This is a genomic window from Hymenobacter coccineus (genome assembly GCF_001816125.1).
In the GTDB taxonomy this organism is placed as follows: domain Bacteria; phylum Bacteroidota; class Bacteroidia; order Cytophagales; family Hymenobacteraceae; genus Hymenobacter; species Hymenobacter coccineus.
Genome location: NZ_MDZA01000431.1, coordinates 1 through 24,122 on the forward strand (window position 1 = coordinate 1; position 24,122 = coordinate 24,122).

Sequence of the window (24,122 nt, forward strand, 5' to 3'; positions counted from 1 at the left end):
AGAGGGGTGACGTTCAAAATGCCCGTTCAGGTACTGGCACCCCTCTCCGCAGGAGAGGGGCCGGGGGTGAGGTTTCGGTAATGGCGACGATGTGCTAAAGACTGACAACGAGCAATTACAAACGCTCCTCGTTCAGCGCCAGCAGCAGCCCTTGCAGCTCTTGGTTGAGTAGGCGCACGGCCGATTGCAGCTCGTTGAGCATGTTGGCCCGCACGGTGAACTGGTCGGCCGAATACGCGCCGCCCGGGCCGAAAAGCAGCGCCGCCAGTGCCTGGCCCTTGGGCGAGTTGGGCTGGGCGAGCTGGCCGTAGTGCTCCCAGCGGCGGCGGGTGTTGTGGGCCAGGCTGGTCTGGCCGCCGTTGCTGAAGGCGGGCTCGGTGAGGTACCACACGCTGGGCGGAAACACGCCGGACGCCGGTTTTTCGCCCCACACGTCGGCCAGCAGGTTGCGCGGGTGCGTGAATTCGGCGGTGTGGCCACCGGTCAGCGTGAGCAGGCCCAGGCCCGCCGCCAGCAGCCCCCCGCCGATGCCGAAGGCGTACTGGGCCCCCTTGTTGTCGATGACGGTGGTGCCAATGCCGAGTACGTGGCCGCGCCGGTGGCCGACCTGGCCCGCAAGCCGGCCGGCCTCAGCCACGTGCAGGCCGCCGGGGCCCCCATGTCCGGCCTCACCGCGTGGCAGTACCTCATCGAGCTGGGGCACGCGGAACCTAATCCGTTCCAGCCGGGGCCCCACCGCCCGGTGCCGCTCCGGGGCCAGCGGGTGCTGGTGAACGGGGCCGCGGGCGGCGTGGGCCACCTGGCGGTGCAGCTGGCCAAATGGCAGGGCGCGCACGTCATTGCGGTGGCCTCGGGCACGCACGAAGCCCTGCTGCGCACGCTGGGGGCCGACGAGTTTATCGACTATACCAAGACCCCGGCCGAAGATGTGGTGCAGGACGTGGACCTCGTGCTCGATACCCTGAGTGGCCCCACCACGGGCCGTTTCCTGCGCCCGCTCCGGCGGGGTGGGGCCCTGTTTCCGGTGTTTCTGGGCTTTGCCGATGCCGAAGAAGCCGCCCAGCGGGGCATCACGGTTTCGATGGCCCAGGTGCGCTCCAGCGGCGCGCAGCTGGCGGCGCTCGGGCGCTTGCTCGCGGCCGGCACGGTGCGCGTCATCGACAGCACGTTTCCGCTGGCCGAGGCGCGCCAGGCGCACGAGCGCGTCGCCCGCGGGCACATCCAGGGCAAAATCGTCCTCACCGTCGCGTAAGGGCGAAAGCTTGGCCACCAATTTCTTAAGCCACGGCAAGCCCTAATGACTACTTCCAATAAAGCCGCCGAACGCCATCTGCTCGTAACCGTTCGCAGCAAGCCGGCGCACCGCCCGCGCGTGCAGGAGCTCCTGCTCGAATTGGTGCCGCTCGTCCGCAGCGAAGCCGGCTGCCTGTACTACCACCTCTTTCGGCGGGCCGACGACCCCGATGCCTTCGTGCTGGCCGCCGGCTGGGCCAACGACGCGGCGGTGGCCGCCCACCCCACGCACCCCGCCGTGCCCGGCGTGCTCGAACGGGTGCTGCCCCTGCTGGCCAGCCCCTGGGAAGTGCTGCCCATCCGGCGCGTGAGCGAAAATCCGGCGTAGGGTTGCCGAGCCGGCCGGTGCGCCAGCCAGCGGGCTCGGCCTCGACGCGCTATGCCACTTCGTACAGCTCCAGCGGCAGGCCGTCGGGGTCAGCGAAGAAGGTGAAGCGGCGGTCCGTAAACTCGTCTACCCGGATGGGCTCGTAGGCCACGCCGTGGGCCGCGAGCCGCCGGGTAGCCTCGTCCAGGTCGGCCACGGCGAAGGCTAAGTGGCGCAGGCCCTGGGCCTCGGGCCGGCTGGGGCGCGGCGGCGGGCTCGGGAAGGAGAACAACTCGATGACGTAGTGGCCGTTCACGGCCAGGTCAAGCTTGTAGGATTCGCGCTCCACGCGGTGCACCTCGCGGATGATTTCGAGGCCCAGCACCTCGGTGTAAAACGCCTTTGAGACGGCGTAATCGGAGCAGATGATGGCGATGTGGTGGACGCTCGCCAGGTCCAGGGGGGAAGGGGTAGTCATGGAGCAAAGAAAGGCGATGCGGGGCCCCGGCTCTGGCTAGCCGGCCAGCCGGCGGGTTTTTGCGCACGGCGCCGTGCCCGCTGGGGCCCCCAGTCTTTCGGCTGCGCCGAAAATAGCGGCGGGCTGCTTATCCATTCTTCAGCCCCGGCCGCTACTTTTGGCAATGACGTTTTTGCCCTAGTTCTTTTTCATGAAAAACTATCCTTTGCCAAGCTGCTGGCGGTAGCGTTGCTACTCGGCACGGCCACTGCCCAGGCCCAGACCCCCCAGCCCGTGCGGCCTACCCCGCCGCCATCGCCGCCGCCCGCCCGCCAGATTCCGCTGCCCCCGGCCCCGGCCAACCTGCCGCCCTACAACGCGCGCGTGCTCTTCTCGCCCGACTACCTGAACCAGGTGGGGCCCGCCACGCGCACGGCCGGCGGCCAGCCCGCGGCCAGCTACTGGCAGAACGCGGCCGACTACCAGATTGCCGCCTCGCTCGACGAGAAAGCGGCCCGCGTGAGCGCCACGGTCGCCATCACCTACACCAACAACAGCCCCAACGCGCTGCCCTTCGTGTGGCTGCAACTCGACCAAAACCTGTTCCGGGGCGACTCGCGCGGGTCGCGCGACGCCCGTGGCCGGCGGGCGCTTCGGCAACGGCGGCGCGCGCAACGGCAACTCGGCCCGCAACTTCCCGGGCGGCGACTCGCTGCAAACCGTCAGCATTGAGCTGCACGGCAAGAAGATGAAGGCCAACTACCGCGTGAGCGACACGCGGATGCAAATCATCCTGCCCGAGGCGATGAAGCCGAGCGGTGACAAGCTCAAAATCAACATCGCCTACGGCTTCAACATCCCCGAGTACGGCTCCGACCGCCTGGGCCGCCTCCAAACCAAGAACGGCGAGATTTTCGAGGTGGCGCAGTGGTACCCGCGCATGGCCGTGTACGACGACGTGGAGGGCTGGAACACGCTGCCCTACCTGACGGCCGAGTTTTACCTGGAGTACGGCAACTTCGACTACACCATCAACGTGCCGGCCAACTTTCTGGTGGGCGGCTCGGGCGAGCTGGTGAACGGCGCCGAGGTGCTCACCGGCGCCCAGCAAAAGCGCCTGGCGCAGGCCGCCACTTCCGACAAAACCGTGATTGTGCGGGGCCCCGAGGAAGTGACGCAGGCCGGCTCGCGCCCCGGCGGCAAAAACGGCCGCCTCACCTGGCACTTCCGGTGCCAGCGGGCGCGCGACGTGGCCTGGGCCGCCTCGGCAGCCTTCGCCTGGGACGCCGCCAAAATGAACCTGCCCAGCGGCCGTAAGTCGCTGGCCATGTCGCTGTACCCGGCCGAAGCCGCCGGTGATACCGCCTGGAGCCGCAGCACCGAGTACGTGAAAAAGAGCATCGAATTCAACTCCAAGCAGTGGTACGAGTACACCTACCCCGTGGCCACCAACGTGGCCGGCGTGGTGGGCGGCATGGAGTACCCGGGCATCGTGTTCTGCGGCGCGAAAGCGAAGAAAGCCAGCCTGTGGAGCGTGACGGACCACGAGTTTGGCCACAACTGGTTCCCAATGATTGTGGGCTCGAACGAGCGCAAGTACCCGTGGATGGACGAGGGCTTCAACACGTTCATCAACATCTTGTCCAGCAAGGAATTCAACAACGGCGAGTACAAGCAGCTAGCCGACGTGGAGGGCCGCACCGCGGTGGGTCTCCTCTACGCGCTGCTGGCCCCCGAAGCCGACGTGCCCTACACCGTGCCCGACGTGACGCAGGCCCGCAACCTGGGCTTTGCGGCCTACTCCAAAACCGGCTACGGCCTGTACCTGCTGCGCCAGGAAATTTTGGGCCCCGAGCGGTTCGACTACGCCTTCCGCAGCTACATCCAGCGCTGGGCCTTCAAGCACCCCACGCCGCGCGACTTTTTCCGGACCATGAACAACGTGGCCGGCGAGGATTTGACGTGGTTCTGGCACGAGTGGTTCTTCGAGAACTGGCTGCTCGACCAGGCCGTGACCACCGTCACCTACGTGAACCAGGACCCCACCAAGGGGGCCCTCATCACGATTGAGAACAAGGGCCAGGCCGCCATGCCCGTCACGGCCGAGGTGAAGGAAACTAGCGGCAAAACCACCACCGTGCACTTGCCCGTCGAAATCTGGCAGCGCGGCGGCACCTGGACGTTCCGTTACAACTCCACCACGCCCCTCACCCAGGTAACGCTGAACCCCACCAACATCCTGCCAGACGTGAACCGCAGCAACAACGTCTGGCGCGCCGCAACTATGACTGAGTAGGGCCCCAGAACAATGAACAAGCCAGGCGGGCCGCCCCGGGAATTTCCCCGGGCGGCCCGCCTTTTTTAGGGCCCCGGGGGCCCTAGTGCGAAATGGTTTTGGAGAAAATCTGCATCACCAGCACGCCGGCCACGATGAGGCCGATGCCCGCCAGCGCCGGCAAATCAAGCCGCTGCTTGAAGTAGAAAAAGCCGATAAGCGTGACCAGCACAATGCCCACCCCACCCCAGATGGCGTAGGCCACGCCCACCGGAATGGCCCGCAGCGAGAAGCTGAAAAAGTAAAACGCCAGCCCGTAGCCCACCACCGTGACGATGCTGGGCCCCAGCTTGGTGAACTGGTTGGAAGCCGTGAGGGCCGTGGTGCCCATCACCTCGCTGATGATGGCCAGAAACAGAAAAACGTAGGGCATAAGAAAAAGGGTTGTAAGCAAGCTGGGGCCCTGCATACGCAGCGGGCCGCAAAAACGCCCGCAAAAACGCCCACCCGGCCGCGGTCCACGCCGCAACGCCCAGCCGCTCGCCGCCAGCTACCGGGGCCCCATGCCGCCCGCCCGAACAGCAAACGGCCCCGGTGTTTTCCACAAAAAGGCCGGCCGCTGTGGCCCCCGGGAGGGAACCATAGCAGCCGGCTTTTCAGTGGCGCAAACCAGAAGTGTACTGGGCGGGTAAATCCAGCCCCCTTAGCAATGGCTAATTAATAGCCAGGGTTTTGGGGTAATTTCCAGGTTTGGGCATCGTTCAGGGAAATGGGCAGGAGAGGGAAAGGGTTCACAGAAGCCTCGGTGGCGACGTGCGACGCGGCCCGGGCCCGTACCTCGGCCGGCAAGGTGGCCAGGTAGCGGCCGGTGCGCACCAAATCCCAGTAGCGCAGCGACTCTTCGGCAAATTCTACCCGGCGCTCGTGCCAGATGGCGTTGAGCAGGGGCTGGCCCGTGAGGCCGGCCGCTAGGTCAGGCAGGGTGCCGGCCGGGGTGTTGGCGGGCGCGTAGTTGTCGGCAATGCCCACGGTGGTAGCACCCGGAGGGCGGGTTGCCATGCGGGCCCGCTGGCGCACCTGGTTCACCAGGGCAATGGCCTCGGTAGGCCGGCTGGTTTGGGCAGCGGCCTCGGCCTTCATCAGTAGGATGTCGGAGTAGCGAATTTTGCGGATGTTCTGGGGCCCTGCCTCCGGGGCGGCGGGGGCCAGAATGGCCGCCTTGCGGTTGTAGTAGCCCGTGGCGTTGCCCGTGAGGTCCACCACGTTGAGGATGCCCAGCACGATGTCGTTGTTCTTGATAATCGTAATTTCCTTCCGTGGGTCGTTGGCCTCAAATTCATCGACCAGGTTCTGCGTGGGGTTGTTGAAGCCGTAGCCCCAGGTTTTGCGGTTGTTCTGGAAAACGTTGTTGGTTGTGCCCAGCGAGATGGGGCCGTAGGTGTTGTTGTCCGACGCAAACTGAATCTCGAACACCGACTCGCTGCTGTTCTCGCCAACGTTCTGGTGAACGGTAGCGTAGTTGGCCAGCAGGCTGTACTGCCCCGAGGCGATGACGGTGCTCGTCAGGTCGTACACCTCCTGCCAGGTGTGGTTGTTGCCGTTCACGGTGCCCAACTGGTACATGATGGCGCGGGCCAGGTAGGCATTGGCGGCGCCCTTGGTGGCCCGCCCGGCGTCAGCGGCGGCGTAGGCGGTCTTCTCGGGCAGCAGCAGAGCGGCGGCCTTCAGGTCCTTCTCAATAAAGGCGTAGGTCTCGGCAATAGTGGCCCGGGTTACGTTGCCCGCCTCGGTGGGCACAATGGCCTTCTCGAACAGCGGCACCCCACCAAAACCCTTCACCAGGTTGTAGTAGAAATAAGCCCGCAGAAACAGTGCCTCGCCCTTCAGGCGCGATTTTAGGTCCGCGTCGATGGTGCCAGCGTCGATGTTGTTAATCACCGTGTTGGCCCGGGCAATGCCCGTGAAGCTGTGCACCCAGAGCGTGGTAACAAGCCCGTTGGAGGACGGGATGTTCCAGCTTTTGAGCTGAATGAGGGGCAGGAAGTCGCTGGGCGAGCTGCCTCCTTTTTCGGAATCGTCAGTCATCAAGTCCCCGAACGCCCATTCAAAGGTCTGGGCCACGTACTGGCCGGCGGGGTCGCCCCACTTGGGGCCCTGGTCCCAGGCGGCCACGTCATACGTGGCATTCACGGCCTGCACCGCGTTGGTCGGGTCATTGAACAGGTTGTCCTGGGTGGTGGTGCCGAGGGGTTGTTTTTCCAGGAAGTCTTTGCAGCCCGGGGCCAGGGCGGCAGTGAGCAGCAGGCCGAGCAGTACGGCGGCGCGGTTGGATTTCATATCGAAGGGATGGGAATAGCGGATTAGAACTGCACGTTGAAGCCCAGGCGGTAGGTGCGCGCCTGCGGGTAGTTGCCGTAGTCCACGCCGTAGGACAAGGGGTTGTTGTAAAGCGCAGCGGTCGAGATTTCCGGGTCGTAGCCCGTGTATTTGGTGATGGTGAACACGTTATCCACCGACAGGAACAACCGGGCCCCACCCACCTGGTAGCGGCCCAGGAAGGCCTTGGGCAAAGAGTAGCCCAGCTCCATGTTGCGGGCACGCAGGTAGCTGGCGTCTTCCACGTAGCGGCTGCTGAACTGGTCATTGCCGTTGGTGTCGACCGACGTTACGCGTGGCTGGTTGCTGTTGGGGTTGCTGGGCGTCCAGCGGTCCAGGCGGCTGGCGTAGAAGTTGCTCCACACGCCCACAAAGTCGGCCGATTTGTTGAGGTTGAAGCTTGCGCCGTTGATGGCTTCGGCGCCCTGCACCCCGTAGAGGAGCACCTTGAAATCGAAGCCCGAGTAGGTGAGGTTCAGCGAGGCCCCGTAGCTAAAGTTTGGCGTGCCGCTGCCCAGGTAGACGTTGTCGGAAGCATCAATTCTGCCGTCGCCGTTCGTGTCTTGGTACTTCATGTCGCCGGGCCGGGCCCCGGGCTGAATCAACACCGTGCCGGGAGTGGCCGGATCGGTAGAAGCGCGGCTGTAGGCGTCAATTTCGGCCTGGTTGTGGAATACTCCTTGGGCTTGCAAGCCGTAGAAGTATGCCACCTCGTGGCCTACGTCGGTGAGGGTGGTGTTGCCGATTTGCGTGAGCACATTGCCGCTGGCAATGGCGTTGCCGCCCCCAAGGCTGGTCACCACGTTGTTGATCTTGGTGAAGTTCAGCCCCACGTTGTACTGGAGCTTGCCCACCGCGTTACGATAGTTCAATGCCATTTCTAGGCCGCGGTTGCGCAGCGAGCCCACGTTGGCGCTGGCGGGGGCCTGGCCCACGTAGTCGGGCACCGGCAGCAGGGCAATCATGTCTCGGGTGCGCCGCTCGAAGTAGTCAGCCGTGAAAGTCAACTTGCTGTCAAACAGTTCCGCATCGAGGCCTACGTCGGTGGTAACGGCCGTTTCCCACTTCAGGTTTGGGTTGTTAATCTGGGTGATGGCCAGGCCCGGGGAGGGCGTATTGTTGAAGGCGTAGGTCTGGTTGTTATTCGCCACCGAAGCGTAGCCGTAGTTAGGAGCGGCGTTCTGGTTGCCCACCTGGCCGTAGCTGGCCCGCAGCTTCAGCACCGACAGGAAGCTGACGTCCTTGAGGAACTGCTCGTTGGAAACGTTCCAGGCCGCGCCCACCGACGGGAACGTGCCCGTGCGGACGGGGCCCAGGAACTTCGAGGTCTGGTCGAAGCGCAGCGTAGCCGTGAGCAGGTAGCGGTCGCGGAAGTTGTAGTTGGCCCGCCCAAAGTAGGAGGACAAGCTACCGTCGTACTGGCTGCTGCGCACCACGTTGTTGGTGCTGCGCGAAGCCGACAGGTACTGGAGCGAGGGATCGAGCGGCACGTTGAAGGCCGTGCTGGAAATGCCGGTGCCGTAGCCGCGCTGCGCTTCCTGGCCCAACGTGGCCGAAAAAGTGCTGTTGTCGGCGAAGGTTTTGGAATAGTTGGCGTAGTTCGACCACACCCACGACACGTTCTCGTTGCGCGTCTCGATGAGCGCGCTCTGGGCCCGCTGGTCTACCGGGCCGATGTAGTACTGCGGCTGGTATACCTTGGGGTGGTTGTTGAAATAGTTGACGCCGAACGTGGAGCGGAACGACAGGCCCTCAAGAATCGAAATATCCAGGTAGCTGCTGCTGAACAAGTTATTGTTCTGCAACTTGTTGTACTTCTGCTCGTCGAGGTAGCGCGGCACGTTCAGCGCATTGCGCGTGATAACGTCGTCGGCGTAGCCACCAGTGGCGTTGTACGGGTCGAGGATCGGGTTCTTTTGCAGGGCGTATTGCAGCACCTGGTAGGGCTGCGAGCCGCCCTGGCCATCGCCGCTGCCCGTCTGGTTGTTGTTGGTGAACGTGGCCGCCACACCCGCCTTGATGCGCTTGGTGAGCACCACGTCATCGTTTACACGAATCACGTACTTCTTAAAGCCCGAGTTCTGGATGATGCCGTTTTGCTGGAAGTAGCTGCCGCTAATAAGGTAGCGGTTTTGCTCGGTGCCGCCCGAGGCCGACAGGCTGTAGTTGGTAATCAGGCCCTTCTGCGTTACCAGTTTCTGGTAGTCAATGCCTTCGGCATTGGTCGCAATGGCGTTTTGCAGTAGCGGGCCGTAGTCGGGCAGCGGCCGCCCGGCGTTGGTGAAGGCCTCCGTTACGAGCGTCGCGTACTGGGCGGCGTTGGTAAGGGGCAGCTCGCGTCGGATTTGCTGGAAGCCCGTGTAGCCAAACAGGTTGAACTGCGTGGCGCCCACCTTGCCGTGCTTGGTGGTGATGAGCACCACGCCGTTGGCCCCGCGCGAGCCATAAATGGCGGTGGCCGAAGCATCTTTCAAAATCTCCGTCGATTCAATATCCGCGGGCAGCAAAAAGCCAATGTCGCTCGTCTGAATCCCGTCCACCACGTACAGCGGGTCGCTGTTGTTGATGGTGCCCACGCCGCGCACCCGGATGCGGGTGCCCGAGCCGGGCTGCCCGCTGTTGGAGGTCACTTCCACGCCCGCCACGCGGCCTTGCAGGGCCTGCACGGGGTCGGAGGCAGCCACCTGCGTTAGCTGCGCGCTCGTCACCGAGGCCACGGCGCCGGTCAGGTCGCTCTTGCGGGCCGTGCCGTAGCCAATCACCACCACGTCGTTCAGCTCCTGCGCGCTTTCGGCCAGGGCCACCACCAGGTTGCTATTGGCGCCGGTTATTGGTACCTCTTTGCGCGTGTAGCCTACGAAGCTGAACACCAGCACACTGTTCTCGGGCGCTTGCAGGGTGAAGCGGCCGTCGGGGTCAGTGGTGGTGCCCAGGGTAGTTCCTTTCACTACTACCGTCACCCCGGGCAGGGCGCTGCCCTTGGCATCCGTTAGCCGCCCCGTGATGGGAACGTTTGGAGCCGCGGATACCATTGTGCCCAAACCTACGGAATCGTTTGCGTAGGTGGTATAAGGAACCGCCGGGGCCCGGAGCACGACGCGGTTGTCGTTTACTTCGTACTGAATTTTCAGCGGCGACAGCACTTCGTCCAGTATTGTGGCCAAAAGCTCGTCCTGGGCGTGAACCGTCACTTTACGCTCAGCCCCAATGAGTTGCTGGCTGTACACAAAGTGGATGTTCGCCAGCTTGGCCAGTTGGTGCAAAGTGGCTTTGATGGTTTGCCGTTCCACGCGCAGCGTGATCTTGCGCTCCAGCACATCCTGGGTCAAAACCGGGCTGGCCATTGCTGCAACGGGCATCGCGCAAACCAAGGCCCCCTGCAACAGTAGCACCTTCGCGGGCTGCCTGAAATGAGGGATGAGTCGTACTAGGTTTTTCATGAATGGGAAATCGATTGTGAGTGAGTAGAAAGCGGAGAATAGTATTCTTGCAAATACTTTAAAGCGTTATTGAACAGCGCGATGAAACAGCTAGGTTTGAAGCAAACGGCGCGAAATCAGTTCGCCGTTTTCGATTGGCAACCCGTGCTGTGGATGATGATTTCCGCGTCGGAAAGCTGGTAATAGGCCCCCAGTGATTTGCAGAGCAGGCCGAGTTTTTCGAACAGGGGTTCGTTGTAGAACGTGATGCTGACGGTGCAGCCCGCCAGTTTCGCCTTGTCGTACACCATGTGCACCCCGTATGCCTTTTCCAAAGCGGCTAGTACTTCCGTTACCGGCCGCTCTTCGAACTCGAAGGCCTGGGGCACCAGTACCACGGGCTTGTCCACCAGTTCTTTTTTCAGATGACGGCTGGTTGCCGAGTACACGACTTGCTGGTTGGGAAGCAGCAAAACCCCCGTCACTGCCGGGTGGGCCGGGGTGGCCTCTAAATCGGCGTCTTTGCGGGCCTGCACCGCTACTTTTCCCTCGCGCACGGCCACGGAAGCCTCGTTGCTGCCGGCGTAAGCTTTCACGCGGAAGCTGGTGCCGAGTACGGTGGTTACCACTTGCTTCGTGAAAACCAGGAACGGCCGCGCGGGATTTTTACTCACCTTGAAAAAGGCTTCGCCCTCCAGGTAAATGGCGCGCTTGGGGCCCAAAAACGCGGTGGCGTAGCGCAAGCTGCTGCCCGGGTGCAGCGTAACCAGGCTGCTATCGGGCAGCTGAAATACTTGCACTTGCCGGGTGGCGTTGGTGCGACGGGTCCATCCTTGTTCGGTCGTTACGCCGACTTGCAGTGGCGGCGCCGCGCGGTGCGTGGCGTAGGGCAGTAGCGCGCCCAAGCCAAGCGTAGCCAGCGCTGCCGCTGCCCAGCGCAGCTTGGGGCGGCGCCAAAAGGCGGCGGGAGGTGGCATTGTGCGGATTTTGGGCCCCGACCCAACCCCCGCCTGTTGCAGGCGCTGCCAAATAGCACCTTCCACGGCTTCTTGGTCTGGCAGCGGCTGGGCCACTAGCTTGGCCGCGCCCAACTGGGTGTACCAGCGCTCTACCATCGCCCGTTCTTTGGGCGAGCTGTGGCCGTTGAGGTAGCGTTGCAGCAAAAGGTGGAATTCGACTTCCGTCACAAAGAGCAGGTTTAGGCGGGCTTCGGTTAACAAGTCAACCAACTAGCCACGAACCCTAAACCGCACCAGTACTTTTTTGAAAATAATTTCGCAAGCTGCGCTTTTGACTAATTAACTAGCTGAATAGCTAAGCAATAGCCCTACTTGAGAAAAGCGAGCAGTGGCAAGGTTACTAGTAAAAACTCGCGCAGGTAGCCGCGAAGCAGCTTCAGCGACTTGGTCAAGTGGTACTCCACGCTTTTTTCCGATAGGTTGACCCGCACCGAAATTTCGGGTACAGTGTAGTGCTCCAGCCGGCTCAGTTGAAAGATCTCCCGCGACTTGGCGGGCAGCTGCTGCACACTGGCCCGCAAAGCCGCGCTCAGGTCGTGCAGGGCTAACCCATCCTCGGTGGCCGTGTCCACGTCAACTTGGGCGGTGCTCAAGCGGCAATAAAGCTCGTAGGCCGCCTTCACTTTCCGCACTTTTAGGTAGTTGATGATGCGGTACTTCATGGCCGAAAACAGGTACCGGTCAAGGTGCTGCACTTGGCTGCTGTTGCGCTGGCTCCACACATGCGTGAACAAGTCTTGCACCAGTTCCTCGGCAGCTTCCCGGTCGCTCAGCTTTTGGTAGGCAAGGGTAAAAAGCGGGTAGGAATAACGGCTGTAAATCTCGGCGAAAGCACCCTCTTCGTCCGTTCGTAGGGCGTCGAGCAGCGCTGCATCCGAGCACGTGCGATAAGCTCCCGAAGAAGAGAATTTCACCTAGTACAGTAAATTAAATGGGTGGGAAGGGCAACGAAATATACAAGTTATTGCCAAATTACTACCACTCTGAGCACGAGTGAAGAACCGGTTAATCAACTTTATATCGCGGACAACTCATTGACAACAAACAACTCAGCCCAATGTTATGCGGCAAAATATTGAGTTGAACGGCAACTGCGGACTCGGCGCAACCCAGCGGCGAGTTTTTCAGCAAACGATTTCGATATGCCGAATTTTGTAGCCGCTGCTAGGCATGGGCAACGGGGAAAAGCCGGCCTTTTTGGGAAACGGGCGCGCGGCCCGCGCCAGCCACGGCGAGCTAGGCACGCGGCCGGCGGCCACAAAGCGGAACAGTGAATCGAAGGAAATACCCCAGCTGCCAGCGGTGTTTCCCGCCCGCCCAAATGGGGGCGGCCGCACAAAAAAAATAGGGCCCCGGGCGCGCAGCGCCAAGTGAAAATGACCGGCTAGTCGCGGGTGCGCAGCACGCGCCAGCCGTGGGCCGGCACGGTGCGCGCTTTGGGCTGCGCCAGCGTCAGGGCTTCGCCGCTGAATACGTCGAACAAGCCTTTCTGGGGGGAAAGGGGCATCTTCTGGCCGGGCAGCACCAGCGGTTCGGCGGTGGCGTTGATGAGCACTATTACTGCTGAGCCCGCCTTTTCGCGGACGAAGCCGTAGAGGCCGTCCGGCCCGTTCAGGCGGTGGAAGGTGCTGGCCGGGTCGCCGTTGCGCAGGGCGGGGTGGCGCTTTTTGAGCTGGAACAGCCGGGTGTAGAAGTCCTGGAGCGGGTAGTCCTGCCAGTCAATCGGGTCGCGGTCGAAGAAAGCCAGCCGTTTGTTCAGGCCCGCTTCCTGGCCCGAGTACAGCAGGGGCAAGCCCGGCAGCAGCGCCGCCAGCACGGCGAAGGGCTGCGCCAGGGGCCCCAGGCGCTCGTACTCGGTGCCGTCCCAGCTGTTCACGTCGTGGTTGCTGGTGAAGTGCATGAGGTACGCGGTGGGCGGGTACTTGGCGCGCTCGGCGGCCAGGTATGTGTCGATGTCGGCCAGCGCGGCCTGGCCCTCGGCGATGCGGTCGAGCAGGTAGTGCAGGCGCAGGCCGAAGCTGGCGTCGAAGGCCCGCTCCAGCAGGTGCGTGTCGCCGTTGAACTCCTCCCAGGTGAGGCCCCCGGACGGGTACAGCTCGTCCCACTCGGCCAGCATAAATACGGGCTTGAGGGCCTCCAGCGCTGGCCGGGCCTCGTCCCAGAAATCGGTGGGCACCAGGCCGGCTACGTCGCAGCGGTAGCCGTCGAGGCCAGCCTCGCGCACCCAATAGCACAGGGCCTCAATCATGTACGCCCGCAGCTGCGGGTCGGTATAGTCGAGGGCCACCACGTCGGTCCAGTCGGCCACGGGCGGCACCAGGGCCCCCTGGTCGTCGTGCCGGTACCAGTCGGGGTGCGCTTCAATGAGGGCATTATCGCGGCTGGTGTGGTTGGCCACCCAGTCCAGAATCACCTTTATGCCCAGGGCGTGGGCTGCTTCTACTAAGTGCTGCAAATCTTCCAGGGCCCCAAATTCCGGGTTCACCGCAAAGTAGTCCTGCACGGCGTAGGGCGAGCCTAGGGTGCCCTTGCGCCCCACCGCCCCGATGGGGTGCACCGGCATCAGCCACACGATGACGACGCCCATTTTGGCTAGCCGCGGCAGGTGCGCCTCAAAGGCCCGGAAAGTGCCCTCGGGCGTGTAGTTGCGCACATTTACTTCGTAAATGGTGGCGTTGGCGGCCCACTCGGGGTGGCGCACGGTAAACAGGTGGGCGTCGGGGTTATCGGGCATAAGGGGTTAGCTATTAGCTGCTGGCTGTTAGCCGTTGGCTTTCGTTTTATAAGTCACCGATATGTACGCAGTGCTTCAATTCAGGGCCCCCAGAGGAGTAGCGCGAACTTTATAATTCGCGTCCTTGCGCCGTTAGAATGGCATTAATGGCGCGAAGACGCGAACTACAAAGTTCGCGCTACTGAACGCTGCGTAACATCAGTCAGTAAGTCAAGCGAGTGATTTTCATTGCTCGATTGATTTCCAGCAACTGCTTAAGCTACGCCCCGGCGGCCGGGGCGGTTGCCCCAGGGGCCCCAGGACTATTGCGCCAGCGCCGGGTTCCGGGCCTCGTACCAGGCGTGGGGCGTGCCGTTGGCAGCGTCGAACAGGTTGATGAATTCCAGCCCCACCTTCTCCAGAATGCGCCGTGAGGCCCCGTGCGCGGCTTCGGCGTAACCCGTAACCAGGGGCAATTTTAGGGGCCCAAAGCCTTGGGCCAGCCACGCCCGGCCGGCCTCGGTGCCGTAGCCCTGGCCCCAGTGCGGCGCCAGCAGGCGGTAGCCCAAGTCGATGAAATCGGCGCGGCCGTTCACCGGCCCGGGGTTCAGCTTGAGGCCGGCCCAGCCCAGAAACTCGCCGGTGGCGCGCAGCTCCACGGCCCAGCGGGCGGGGGCCCCGGCGCGGTATGCATCCGCGGTGCGGGCCAGCGCGGCGTGGGCCTGGGCGATACTGGTGAGCGGGGGCGTGCCCAGGTAGCGCAGCACACGCGGGTCGCTGTCCAGGGCAAACAGGCCGGCCACATCCGGGGGCCCCAGGGGGCGGTAGCGCAGGCGCGCCGAGGCGAAGGGTTCCAGCATGGGGCAAAGCAACGGGGCGGCCGGCGCAAAAGCAACCGCCGGCCCAGGGGCCGCTAGGGGCCCTACGGGCCGTTACCTTTGCGGCCATGGCGAACCGTGCTGCTCCTGCTGCGCCGTCCTACGCGGCGGTATTTGTTGATTTTGAGAATGTGTACTACTTTCTCAAAAACCACTTCCACGACCCCCCCGATCTGAACGACTACGTGCTGGCGCTGGTGCGCAAGCTGCGCGACGACCTGGCCGCCCGCGGCCTTGACTGCCTGGTGCTCAACGCCTACGCCGACTTTGAGCGCCTGGCCACCGCTCCCCAGGGTGGCCTTTACCTGATGGGTGTGAACACGCGCAATGTGCTGGGCACCCACCACAAAAATGCCGCCGACATGCAGCTCTGCATCGACGCCATGGAGGTGCTCTACACCCGGCCCGACATCGGCACGTTCGTGCTCGTGGCCGGCGACCGCGACTACATTCCGCTGCTGCAACACCTGCGGCGGCAGGCCCGGCAGGTGCTGGTGGCCGGCTTCCGCGAGGCCACTTCCGGCGACCTGCTCCAGAACCTGGGGCCCCAGCACTTCCTCGACGCCCGCGAGCTGCTCCCGCCCGCCACCCTAGCCTTTCTGGAGGCCCGCCGCCGCGCCCGCCCCGCGCCCGAAGCAACGGCCCCGACCCCCACGCCGGTGGCCCCCGCCGCCGGGTCGCCGGACGCACCCGAGGCCGAGGCCACTCCGGCATTCGACCCCGTGCGCCCCCTCACGGGCCCCGACGAGCAGAGCTGCCTGGCCTTTATGGTGGCCGAGCTGCTGCGCCTGAGCCAGCACCGCCCCGTGAACGAGCTGTGGCTCACGCCCTTTCTGCGCCGGCTGACGGACGAGTTTCCGGCCCTGCCTGAGTACGAGCGGCGTGACCTCATCAACGCCCTGCGCACGGCCGGGGCCCTGCGCATCGAGAAGCGCGAGGGCGAGCAGCACCCGTTCTCAGTCATCGTTCTCAACCCCGAGCACCCCGACGTGCGGGCCTTGGCGGCCCCGGCCGCCGCGTAGCGGTGGGCCGGCCGCCGGTTGTATTTTTGCCCCGCGCTCATTTTAGTTGTTCGTTGCTAGTTGTCAGTTGTCCGTTATTCATTTCTTTTGAACAATCTGACATCTGACAACGAATAACTGACAACTAGCAACTGACAACGAACAACTAAAAACCAACAACTAACCGATGAACCTCATTTCCGAAGCCGAAGCCGGCATCCGCTCCTTGTTTGATGCCACCCAGAAGGGTTTTGTGGGCGACGCCAGCGCTGGCCAGAACCACATCAGCAGCTGGCTGCAATACCTGCACAGCGGCGACCAGAAGGTGCTGGGCCCCATCGTGCACGAGCTCGAAGCCCTCAACACCCACATCGGCAACAACAACGCCGCCGGCATGGCCGAGGCTTTCCAGCGCATGGGCATGCTCACGTCGCAAGCGGCCCTGACTACCCACAACTTCCAAGGCAACGGCGACAAAATCCGCGAATTGAGCCAGAAGCTCATCACCGCCGCCGGCAACCTGCGCCTGCTGGCCAAAACCCAGCCCGCCCAGCACTAGTCGGCCGGCGTTGAAATTTTAGGGCCCCCGGGCCCGGCTGGTCCTCGTGGCCAGTCGGGCCCGGGGGCCTTTTGCTGGCCGGGCCCCGGGGCGAAAACGGGCCGCTGCAAAACCAGTTTTCTCCGGAAAGGTTTGTTATCAAATCGTTTCTTTTGCAATGCCAAAATATTGTACTTGAAATAGTTAACAACTGGCGCTGATCCGCGTTGATACCGCACAATCTCACCCTTCACCCTTTCCCCAACTACCGATGGATAATTCCCAATCGCAGAGCGGCACCGCCCAACTCGACGCTACCCTCACCGCCCTGCAAGGCGGCCTCGCCAACGCTGCTGGTGCCGCTGGCCCCAACATTGCCAGCTGGATCCAGACCCTAAAGGGCAACAGCCAGCTCTCGGGCATCAGCTCGGAACTGCAGAAGCTGCACGACGCCCTCAGCAGCGGCGCTTCCGATACCAGCGCCCTGGCCAGCAGCCTGAGCACCCTCGGCGAGCACACCAGCAAAGCTGCTGCTTCGGCTACGCCCGATGCCCAAGCCAAGCTCCAGCAGCTCGGCCAGGCCCTGAGTTCGGCCGGCTCGCAGCTGAAAGGCTAGTCTGCACTGCCGCTGAATAAAAAAGGCTGCCGACCCACATGGGTCGGCAGCCTTTTTTTATGAGCTGGCAATTGCGCTGTAGCGCGGACTCTGTAGTTCGCGGCTCTCGCTTCGTCCTGTCGATTACCGTTGTGCGACCGATAGTACGAAGCGAGAGCCGCGAATTACAGAGTCCGCGCTACAACTAGTATCCCAAGGCTTTGTCGTCGCCGCGCGGGTCGGCGCCGCCGGAGAGCTGGCCGTTGGGCAGCACCTCGATGGCTTCGATGCGGCCCCAGGGGCCCCGGGGGTGGATGGTGTAGCCGCTGGCCTGGAGGGCCTCCTGAGCGGCGGGGGTGAGGGCCCCGGCTTCGGCGTCGATGTAGTCGGGCAGCCACTGGTGGTGCAGGCGCGGGGCGGCCACGGCCTGCTGCGGGTCGAGGCCATAATCGACGATGCCGAGGATGGTGGTGAGCACGCCGGTGATGATGGTGCTGCCGCCGGGCGTGCCCACCACCAGGGCCAGCTTGCCGCCGCGGGCCAGGATGGCGGGCGTCATGCTGCTGAGCATGCGCTTGCCGGGGGCCACGGCGTTGGCGGTGCCGCCCACCAGGCCGAACATGTTGGGCACGCCGGCCTTGGCTGAGAAGTCGTCCATCTCGTTGTTCAGCAAAAAGCCCGCGCCGGGCACCACCACCTTGCTGCCAAACGCCCCGTTGAGGGTGGTGGTGCAGCTCACGGCATTGCCGGCGGCGTCCACGATGTTGTAGTGGGTGGTTTCGTTGCTTTCGTAGCCGGGCAGGCCGGGGCCGGCGGTTACCTCGGCGCTGGGCGTGGCCCGGCCATCGGCCCGGATGGTGCTGGCCCGTTGCCGGTTATAGTCCTTCGCCAGCAGCTGGGCCACTGGCACGCGCCCGAAATCGGGGTCGCCGAGGTAGGTGGCGCGGTCGGCGTACACGCGGCGCTCAACCTCCGTGAGCAGGTGCGTGGCGGCGGGCGTGTGGTAGCCCAGGGCCCTCAGGTTCACGGGCTCCAGCATCTGGAAGGCTTGCAGCAGGGCCACGCCGCCGCTGCTGGGCGGCGGCATCGTGATGACGTCGTAGCCGCGGTACTGGCCCCGCAGCGGCGCGCGCCACTTGGGCTGGTATCCGTCGAGGTCCTTCTGGGTGATGAGGCCCCCGCGGCGGCGCATTTCTTCCAGTATATACCGCGCCGTTTCGCCCTGGTAAAAGCCGCCGCGCTGCTGGTCCTGGATGCGGATGAGGGTGGAGGCCAGCTCGGGCAGGCGCACGGTGTCGCCCGGGTGCCAGGTGCCGCCGGGGCGCACGTAGGCCGACGGGTTGCCGGGGTTGTACTTGATAAAATCGTCGTGGGCCCGGTTGAGGCCCCCGGCCTCGCGCTCGGTGAGGGCGTAGCCGCGGGCTAATTTGATGGCGGGGGCCAGCAGCGCGGCCCAGGGCAGTTTGCCCAGCTTGTCGTGCAGGGCCACCATGCCGGCCACCGAGCCGGGCGTGCCCACGGCCAGGGGCCCGGCGGTGCTCAGGCCGGGCACCACGTTGCCGGCCGGGTCGAGGTACATATCCCGCGTGGCTCCGGCGGGCGCGGTTTCGCGGAAGTCGAGGGTGCCGGCCGTGCCGTCGGGGGACCGGTACACCAGGAAGCCGCCGCCGCCGATGTTGCCCGCCACGGGCAGCACCACGGCCAGCGCAAACTGCACGGCCACGGCCGCATCGTAGGCATTGCCCCCTTTTTTAGGATGGCCAGCCCCACCTGCGAGGCCAGCGGGTGGGCCGAAATGACCATGGCGTGGGCCGCCAGCAGCGGCGCCCCCGCCCCGGTGGGCACCGTCGAGAGCCCCGAGCCTTCCAGGGCCCCCGGGGCCCCGGCCTTGGGGGCGCGCGGCTGCCCGCCGGTGCAGGCCGCCAGCACGGCCAAGGGTAAAACGATTACGCGAATTTTCATAGTCGCAAGTAACGCGGATTTGCGGGTAGCGGGAGTCAATTAGAAATTAAAAATGAGGAATTAAAAATGCCACTGGCCCGGCCGCTGCTTCATTTTTAATTCCTCATTTTTAATTTTTAATTCCATTTCAGAGGGCCCCAAGTGCCCCGCCGCTACCTTTCGCGTACCAATTGCCAAACCCTTCCCGCCCCGCCCATGGAACCCACCGCCCCGCTCGCCGCTCCCGTTCCCCCGTTGCCGCTCGTGCAGCAGGATTCCTGGCTCGCCCCCTTCGAGCCCGTGCTGCGCCAGCGCCAAGCCCGCCTGGCCGCCCGCCTGGCCGAAATTGCGCAGCACCACGGCTCGCTCGAAGACTACGCCACGGCCCACCAGCAGCTGGGCCTGCACTACGACGGCCGCCGCCGCGGCTTCCGCTACCGCGAGTGGGCCCCGGGGGCCGAGGCGCTGTACTTGGTGGGCGACTTCAACGGCTGGGACCGCCAGGCCAACCCGCTGGAACGGCTCGACTACGGCGTCTGGGAAATTTTCCTGCCCGACAAGGAATACAAGGACCGGCTGGTGCACAACAGCAAGTACAAAGTGCACGTCGTCAGCGCCAACGGGGCCCAGGACCGCCTGCCCGCCACCGCCCGCCGCGTGGTGCAGGACGATTACACCAAGGACTACGCCGCCCAGGTGTGGCGCCCCACCGTGGGCTTCGCCTGGACGGACCAGAAGTTCCGGGTGGCGGCGGCCATCAAGGAGCCGTTCATCTACGAGGCCCACGTGGGCATGGCCACCGAGGAGAGCCGCGTGGGCCTCTACCGCGAGTTTGCCGACAACATCCTGCCCCGCATCGAGGCCGACGGCTACAACTGCGTGCAGCTGATGGCCGTGATGGAGCACCCGTACTACGGCTCGTTTGGCTACCACGTGGCCAACTTTTTTGCGCCCAGCTCGCGCTTCGGCACGCCCGAGGAGCTGAAGTATTTGATCAACGAAGCCCACCGCCGCGGCATCGCCGTGCTGCTCGACGTGGTGCACTCGCACGCCGTGAAAAACCAGGCCGAGGGCCTGGCCGACTTCGACGGCTCGGGCAACCTGTACTTCCACAAGGGCGAGCGGGGCAACCACCCGGGCTGGGACTCGAAGCTGTTCGACTACGGCCGGCCCGAGGTGCAGCAGTTCTTGCTCAGCAACTTGCGCTACTGGTTGGAGGAGTTCCACTTCGACGGCTTCCGCTTCGACGGCGTGACGAGCATGCTCTACCACCACCACGGCGAGGGCGTGGCCTTCGTGGGCTACGACCAGTACTTTGGGCCCGGGGCCGACGAGGACGCCATTCTGTACCTGCAACTGGCCACCACGCTGGTGCACGAGTTCAAGAAGGGGGCCCTGCTGGTGGCCGAGGACATGAGCGGCCTGCCCGGCCTGTGCCGCCCCCTGGCCGACGGCGGCATCGGCTTCGACTACCGCCTGGCCATGGGCATTCCCGATTACTGGATCAAGCTGCTCAAGCACACGCCCGACGAGGCCTGGAACCTGGGCGACCTCTGGCACATGCTCACCAACCGCCGCGAAGGCGAGAAAACGGTGGCCTACGCCGAAAGCCACGACCAGGCCCTGGTGGGCGACAAAACGCTGGCCCAGTGGTTATTCGGCGACGGTATCTACCACCACATGCAGGCAGCCGACCCCGACCCGAACGCCGCCCGGGCCCTGGCGCTGCACAAAATCATCCGGCTGGTGACACTGATGGCCGGCGGCGAGGCTTACCTCGACTTCATCGGCAACGAGTTTGGGCACCCGGAATGGGTTGATTTCCCCCGCGAGGGCAACGGCTGGAGCTACCAGTACGCCCGCCGCCAGTGGAGCCTGGCCGACAACCCCGACCTAAAATTTCACTTCCTCGGCGCCTTCGACAACGCCCTGATTCATTTGGCCAAGGCCCGCCACGTGCTGTCTGGGGGCCTCGCCCAACTGCTGCACCACGACGAGGAAAACAAAGTGCTGGCCTTCGCCCGGGGCCCCCTGGTGGTCATCGTCAACCTGCACGTGGCGGAAAGCCAGCCCGATTACCGCTTCTGGGTGCCCAAGGAGGGCCGCTACCGCGTGGTGTTATCGAGCGACAGCAGTGCCTTCGGCGGCTTCGACCGGCCCGACGAGCACTACATCTACGAAACCTACGAGCAGCACCTGCGCGTGTACCTGCCCAGCCGCGTGGCCCTGGTGCTGGCCCTGGCGTAGGGGCTTGGGGGCCCTAAGTGGTTATGACTGTAGTAATACCACCGTTTTGCTGAACCTACGACAGTTGAGTGATTTCTCATGCAGCGAAAGCAGTAGTTTCGGGTTCGAACAGGGATTTTGCTTCCCTGTTGGGGGACTTTAACCAGCTGTGTCGTGGGAATAGTTAACAAAGGGCTTAGACTGTTGATGGGTGCCTGTTATGCTTTCCAGGCCTATAAAGGGGAAATCGGGCGCCTTAAAGCTTCCATCTTATTGGGGTTGTTCATCAGCCTCCCGTCAACGGCGTTCGTGATGGCAGGCATATGGGCCAGCCATGTTTCTGCCCCCGACTGGTTGCTGATTATAACACCCATTGCCACCGTTGTGCTAGGCGATAAACTGGCAAACGCGTGCTACCAGCGCGTGCCCTTTGCGGTGCTGTCCCTACAAGGTATAAATAAGCTATTGCTTATTAGTGGTTTACTTCTTGTTTTAGCAGCGATGTTAGTGCTCAGTTTTTTGTTGACCTTGGTTAACATCCTTAAATCGTAACGACCTGCTGCGAGAAGCATTGCCTGAAATGACATTGTGAAGCAAGATGCTCGTTTAAGTAAACCGCTGCCTATAGAGTATTCACCAACCTGGCAAAAGTGCCCTATTGTCCAGATTGAGTTTAAGAAACTCGTTTACCTTTCAAAGTTTACGAAACTAGGATTGGAGATGAGTTTCGTGAACTCATCTTAGGTCAGGTTTCAAGGGATGGTTGGGTAACTTATTTTTATTAATTACTTGACGCTACTGAGGCCAAATAGCTACTTCAGCAGCTCCAGCACCACGGCAGTTTTAACTAGCAGCGGGGCCCTAACTGCGAGGACGCGCTGGCCGCAGTTTAAGCGCAGCGAACTGCGCGCCACGAAACGGGGCGAGTTTGTAACTCGCAAAGCAGAACGGCCTTACACCAGATCCACCCGCAAAACCGCCTCCATTCCCGCGTAAAAGGACGCCGACGAGTACACGTAGTCCTCCGCCCGGTAGCAGATGCCTGCCCGCACGGGGTTTTGGTGGATGTATTCTAGCTTCTGCCGCAGCATGGTCTCCGATTGCAGCTCGACGTTGTGGCTGGGCTGCTGCCACAGCTGAATGTGGGTGTTGCGCGGGTTGAACTCGCCCTGCTTGTGTAGCATCCACTCCAGCCACTGGCGGCGGCTCTCCTGGAGGTTGGCGTGCAGCGTTTGAAACACTTGCTTGGCAGTGAATTTCTTAAAAATCCCGCATGATGTCGGACAGGGCATAGCCCTCCGCCGCCCGTGCGATGAGGTGCAAGTGGTTGGTCATCAAGCAGTAGCTGAATAGCTCCAGGCCTTTATTGGCCTGGCAATACCGCAGGCTATCGATGATGAGGTCTTTGTAGAGGGGACGGGTGAAGATGTCCAGCCATTCCACGACGGTGCAGGTGATGAAATACAGGCCCTGCTGGTGGCGGATGGGGTAGGCCATTTCTGGGTGGTTATTGTTGCAAACCTGCGAGTTACAAACTCGCTCCGTTTCGTGGCGCGCAGTTCGCTGCGCTTAAACTGCGGCCAGCGCTGGTGGCGTTGGCGTAGGGCCCCGGGGCCTTTAGGCGCGCTTCTGGCCGTTGCGCAGGCGCTGGATGGTGGTGGCCAGGCGCTGGGTGCGGCCCTCGGCGGTCTTGGCCCCGTCGAGCCAGCGCACGTAGTCGCGCTGGTCGGGGCGGAGGAGGGTCTCGAAGAAGGCGCGGGCGGCGGGCGTAGCGTCGAGGGCGGCGGACAGGTCGGGCGGCAGGGTCACGACGTGCACTTCGGGGGCGTGGCGCAGGGCCACGCGCAGGGTGTCGCCCACGGTTTTGCCCAGGGCCCGGCGCACTTCCCGGGGCACCGGCAGGCCGTGGTGGCCGTCGCCGAGCGGGGCCAGGGTGGTGCGGTGCGGGAAGCCGTCGAGGGTGGTTTGCACGGGCAGCTTGCCTCGGGTACCGTACACTTCCTGCACGGAAAACGGCACGGCCACGAACAGGCCGCCGTCGGCGCTGTCGGCTTCGATTACGGCTTCAAATTCTTGTTCGGCCTGGAAGGATTCCATCAAAAGCAGGGGTAAAGGAGTAAAAATGGGGATAACGGGAAAATTTTGGGGATAACCGAACTGGGCGCCGCGGCGCGGCTTGAGCCAGGGCCCCGGCCGCGCGGTGGCCCACCGATTTTCCCGCTGGGGCCCTAACTAAGGCCGCGCGTCCCGGCCGATTTCGGCCAGCACGGCGCGTACGCCGTCGGCATCGTCGGCGGCCACGGTGCGTACCTGGGCGGGGGCCAGCAGCGGGTAGTGCCGCAGGGCCTGGGCCCGGAGCGCGTCGCTCGTCACCAGCACGGTGTGGGCATAGCGGAGCACCATGCGCTCCAGCTCCAGCAGCCAGCCGCGCTCGGCGGGCGCCGCCGACTCGGCCGCCAGCAGGCGCAGGTGCACCACCAACGGCCGCCGGGTACGGGTGCGGATTTCCAGCGCCGCCAGCCAAGTGGGCCAGTCGGGGGCGTACACAACCCCGAAGTCCTCACCGCCGCCGTCGAGCACGTAGGTGGCAAAGCGGGCGTACTGAATGACGCGGTAGTGCAGGTCGTCGGAAAGGGCGAAGGCCGGCGGCACCGCCGCGGCTTGGGTGGGCCCGGCCGGGGCCCGCTGCAGCGCCGCCAGTCCCTGCGTGAGCGAAGCCCGGGCGGGACCCGCCAGGGGGGCGGCTACGGGGGCGGTTTCCACGGTGAGGTCGTCGTCGTCGTCCTCGGCCAGGTCGGCCGCCTCGCCCGCGCCAATTTCCTCCTCAGACTGGTCGAACAGCGGAGCCGCCGTTACCCCGGCAGGCGTTGCGGTGGCCGGCCCGGCGGCGGCCGCTAATGGCGCTGGGGCCCCCGTGGGGGCGGCTGGGGCCCCTGGTACTGGTGCGTTGTTGGTAGCCGCGGCCGCCTCTGCTACCGAAGTGGCTTCGGCTGCTGCCGCTGCTAGCGTTGGGGTTGCTACTGCATCGGCCGCGGGGCTGGCGGCTGTTTCGGCGCTGCCGAGGTAGGGGGGCGGCGGGGGCCT

At 63.9% G+C, this 24,122-nt stretch carries 23 protein-coding genes; 9 read left to right on the forward strand and 14 right to left on the reverse strand.

Translation table 11 applies throughout. The features are described from left to right. Nucleotides 1–115: 115 nt before the first annotated feature. Entirely contained in the window at nucleotides 116–637 is a 522-nt protein-coding gene (locus tag BEN49_RS26040; protein WP_083326343.1) for a hypothetical protein, read from the reverse strand. Between BEN49_RS26040 and BEN49_RS21795 the strand changes: the two genes are divergently transcribed. Next, entirely contained in the window at nucleotides 599–1,252 is a 654-nt protein-coding gene (locus BEN49_RS21795) for an NADP-dependent oxidoreductase (protein ID WP_204376183.1), read from the forward strand. The genes BEN49_RS26040 and BEN49_RS21795 overlap by 39 nt on opposite strands. A 45-nt stretch (nucleotides 1,253–1,297) precedes the next feature. Further along, nucleotides 1,298–1,621 carry a putative quinol monooxygenase gene (locus BEN49_RS21800; protein ID WP_070746585.1) on the forward strand — a complete coding sequence of 108 codons (324 nt, stop codon included), beginning with the start codon at nucleotides 1,298–1,300 and terminating at the stop codon, nucleotides 1,619–1,621. Nucleotides 1,622–1,670: 49 nt separating this feature from the next. On the opposite strand, the gene gloA2 is transcribed toward BEN49_RS21800, so the two are convergent. Then, entirely contained in the window at nucleotides 1,671–2,078 is a 408-nt protein-coding gene (gene gloA2, locus BEN49_RS21805; RefSeq protein ID WP_070746587.1) for an SMU1112c/YaeR family gloxylase I-like metalloprotein, read from the reverse strand. A gap of 273 nt (nucleotides 2,079–2,351) precedes the next feature. Here gloA2 and BEN49_RS29870 point away from each other — a divergent pair, with 273 nt between their 5' ends. Both BEN49_RS29870 and BEN49_RS21810 read left to right on the forward strand, forming a co-directional pair. Further along, on the forward strand, nucleotides 2,352–2,789 hold the full coding sequence (locus tag BEN49_RS29870) for a hypothetical protein (protein WP_239692056.1): 438 nt from the start codon (nucleotides 2,352–2,354) through the stop codon (nucleotides 2,787–2,789). Next, nucleotides 2,695–4,353, forward strand: a complete 1,659-nt coding sequence (locus BEN49_RS21810) for a M1 family metallopeptidase (RefSeq protein ID WP_239692057.1) — start codon at nucleotides 2,695–2,697, stop codon at nucleotides 4,351–4,353. The genes BEN49_RS29870 and BEN49_RS21810 overlap by 95 nt, the downstream gene beginning before the upstream one ends. Before the next feature lie 82 nt (nucleotides 4,354–4,435). Here the strand turns inward: BEN49_RS21810 and BEN49_RS21815 are convergent, their stop codons facing one another. The 7 genes from BEN49_RS21815 to BEN49_RS21850 all read right to left on the reverse strand — a co-directional run bounded on the left by BEN49_RS21815 (nucleotide 4,436) and on the right by BEN49_RS21850 (nucleotide 14,719). Further along, nucleotides 4,436–4,765 carry a DMT family transporter gene (locus BEN49_RS21815; RefSeq protein ID WP_070746589.1) on the reverse strand — a complete coding sequence of 110 codons (330 nt, stop codon included), beginning with the start codon at nucleotides 4,763–4,765 and terminating at the stop codon, nucleotides 4,436–4,438. Nucleotides 4,766–5,049: 284 nt separating this feature from the next. After that, nucleotides 5,050–6,669 carry a RagB/SusD family nutrient uptake outer membrane protein gene (locus BEN49_RS21820; protein ID WP_070746591.1) on the reverse strand — a complete coding sequence of 540 codons (1,620 nt, stop codon included), beginning with the start codon at nucleotides 6,667–6,669 and terminating at the stop codon, nucleotides 5,050–5,052. A gap of 23 nt (nucleotides 6,670–6,692) precedes the next feature. Continuing rightward, a complete protein-coding gene (locus tag BEN49_RS21825; RefSeq protein WP_158023031.1) occupies nucleotides 6,693–10,067 on the reverse strand; it encodes a TonB-dependent receptor in 3,375 nt (1,124 codons plus the stop codon). Between the two features lie 197 nt (nucleotides 10,068–10,264). Continuing rightward, nucleotides 10,265–11,314: a FecR family protein gene (locus tag BEN49_RS21830; protein ID WP_125917104.1), complete on the reverse strand. Its 1,050-nt coding sequence runs from the start codon at nucleotides 11,312–11,314 to the stop codon at nucleotides 10,265–10,267. A 140-nt stretch (nucleotides 11,315–11,454) separates the two neighbouring features. Further along, nucleotides 11,455–12,060 carry a sigma-70 family RNA polymerase sigma factor gene (locus BEN49_RS21835; protein WP_070746597.1) on the reverse strand — a complete coding sequence of 202 codons (606 nt, stop codon included), beginning with the start codon at nucleotides 12,058–12,060 and terminating at the stop codon, nucleotides 11,455–11,457. Between the two features lie 470 nt (nucleotides 12,061–12,530). After that, nucleotides 12,531–13,880 (reverse strand): alpha-amylase family glycosyl hydrolase, encoded by a 1,350-nt coding sequence (locus BEN49_RS21845; RefSeq protein ID WP_070746602.1) that lies wholly within the window; start codon nucleotides 13,878–13,880, stop codon nucleotides 12,531–12,533. 302 nt (nucleotides 13,881–14,182) lie between these two features. Continuing rightward, nucleotides 14,183–14,719, reverse strand: a complete 537-nt coding sequence (locus BEN49_RS21850) for a GNAT family N-acetyltransferase (protein ID WP_070746604.1) — start codon at nucleotides 14,717–14,719, stop codon at nucleotides 14,183–14,185. An 86-nt stretch (nucleotides 14,720–14,805) separates the two neighbouring features. Between BEN49_RS21850 and BEN49_RS21855 the strand changes: the two genes are divergently transcribed. The 3 genes from BEN49_RS21855 (at nucleotide 14,806) to BEN49_RS21865 (ending at nucleotide 16,892) form a co-directional block, all read left to right on the forward strand. Further along, the gene (locus BEN49_RS21855; RefSeq protein ID WP_083326345.1) at nucleotides 14,806–15,759 is read left to right on the forward strand and encodes an NYN domain-containing protein; all 954 of its coding nucleotides are present in this window, start codon (nucleotides 14,806–14,808) and stop codon (nucleotides 15,757–15,759) included. Nucleotides 15,760–15,925: 166 nt separating this feature from the next. Further along, nucleotides 15,926–16,297 carry a hypothetical protein gene (locus BEN49_RS21860; protein ID WP_070746608.1) on the forward strand — a complete coding sequence of 124 codons (372 nt, stop codon included), beginning with the start codon at nucleotides 15,926–15,928 and terminating at the stop codon, nucleotides 16,295–16,297. A 250-nt stretch (nucleotides 16,298–16,547) separates the two neighbouring features. Further along, the gene (locus tag BEN49_RS21865; RefSeq protein WP_070746610.1) at nucleotides 16,548–16,892 is read left to right on the forward strand and encodes a hypothetical protein; all 345 of its coding nucleotides are present in this window, start codon (nucleotides 16,548–16,550) and stop codon (nucleotides 16,890–16,892) included. Between the two features lie 184 nt (nucleotides 16,893–17,076). On the opposite strand, the gene ggt is transcribed toward BEN49_RS21865, so the two are convergent. Then, entirely contained in the window at nucleotides 17,077–18,594 is a 1,518-nt protein-coding gene (ggt, locus tag BEN49_RS21870) for a gamma-glutamyltransferase (protein WP_239692058.1), read from the reverse strand. Between the two features lie 434 nt (nucleotides 18,595–19,028). Between ggt and BEN49_RS21875 the strand changes: the two genes are divergently transcribed. Together BEN49_RS21875 and BEN49_RS21880 are read left to right on the forward strand one after the other, a co-directional pair. Then, nucleotides 19,029–21,059 (forward strand): alpha amylase C-terminal domain-containing protein, encoded by a 2,031-nt coding sequence (locus BEN49_RS21875; protein WP_070746616.1) that lies wholly within the window; start codon nucleotides 19,029–19,031, stop codon nucleotides 21,057–21,059. Between the two features lie 153 nt (nucleotides 21,060–21,212). Continuing rightward, complete coding sequence (locus tag BEN49_RS21880; RefSeq protein ID WP_070746612.1) at nucleotides 21,213–21,590, forward strand: hypothetical protein; 378 nt, start codon at nucleotides 21,213–21,215, stop codon at nucleotides 21,588–21,590. Nucleotides 21,591–21,991: 401 nt separating this feature from the next. Here BEN49_RS21880 and BEN49_RS29875 read toward each other — a convergent pair whose 3' ends face one another. The 4 genes from BEN49_RS29875 to BEN49_RS21895 all read right to left on the reverse strand — a co-directional run. After that, nucleotides 21,992–22,279 (reverse strand): transposase, encoded by a 288-nt coding sequence (locus tag BEN49_RS29875; RefSeq protein WP_239692059.1) that lies wholly within the window; start codon nucleotides 22,277–22,279, stop codon nucleotides 21,992–21,994. Nucleotides 22,280–22,298: 19 nt separating this feature from the next. Beyond that, nucleotides 22,299–22,535 carry a transposase gene (locus BEN49_RS29880; RefSeq protein ID WP_239692060.1) on the reverse strand — a complete coding sequence of 79 codons (237 nt, stop codon included), beginning with the start codon at nucleotides 22,533–22,535 and terminating at the stop codon, nucleotides 22,299–22,301. A 120-nt stretch (nucleotides 22,536–22,655) separates the two neighbouring features. Then, complete coding sequence (locus tag BEN49_RS21890) at nucleotides 22,656–23,135, reverse strand: YdeI/OmpD-associated family protein (protein WP_070746614.1); 480 nt, start codon at nucleotides 23,133–23,135, stop codon at nucleotides 22,656–22,658. Nucleotides 23,136–23,270: 135 nt separating this feature from the next. Further along, the coding region (locus BEN49_RS21895; RefSeq protein ID WP_193415862.1) for a glycosyltransferase at nucleotides 23,271–24,122 on the reverse strand (852 nt) is incomplete at its 5' end.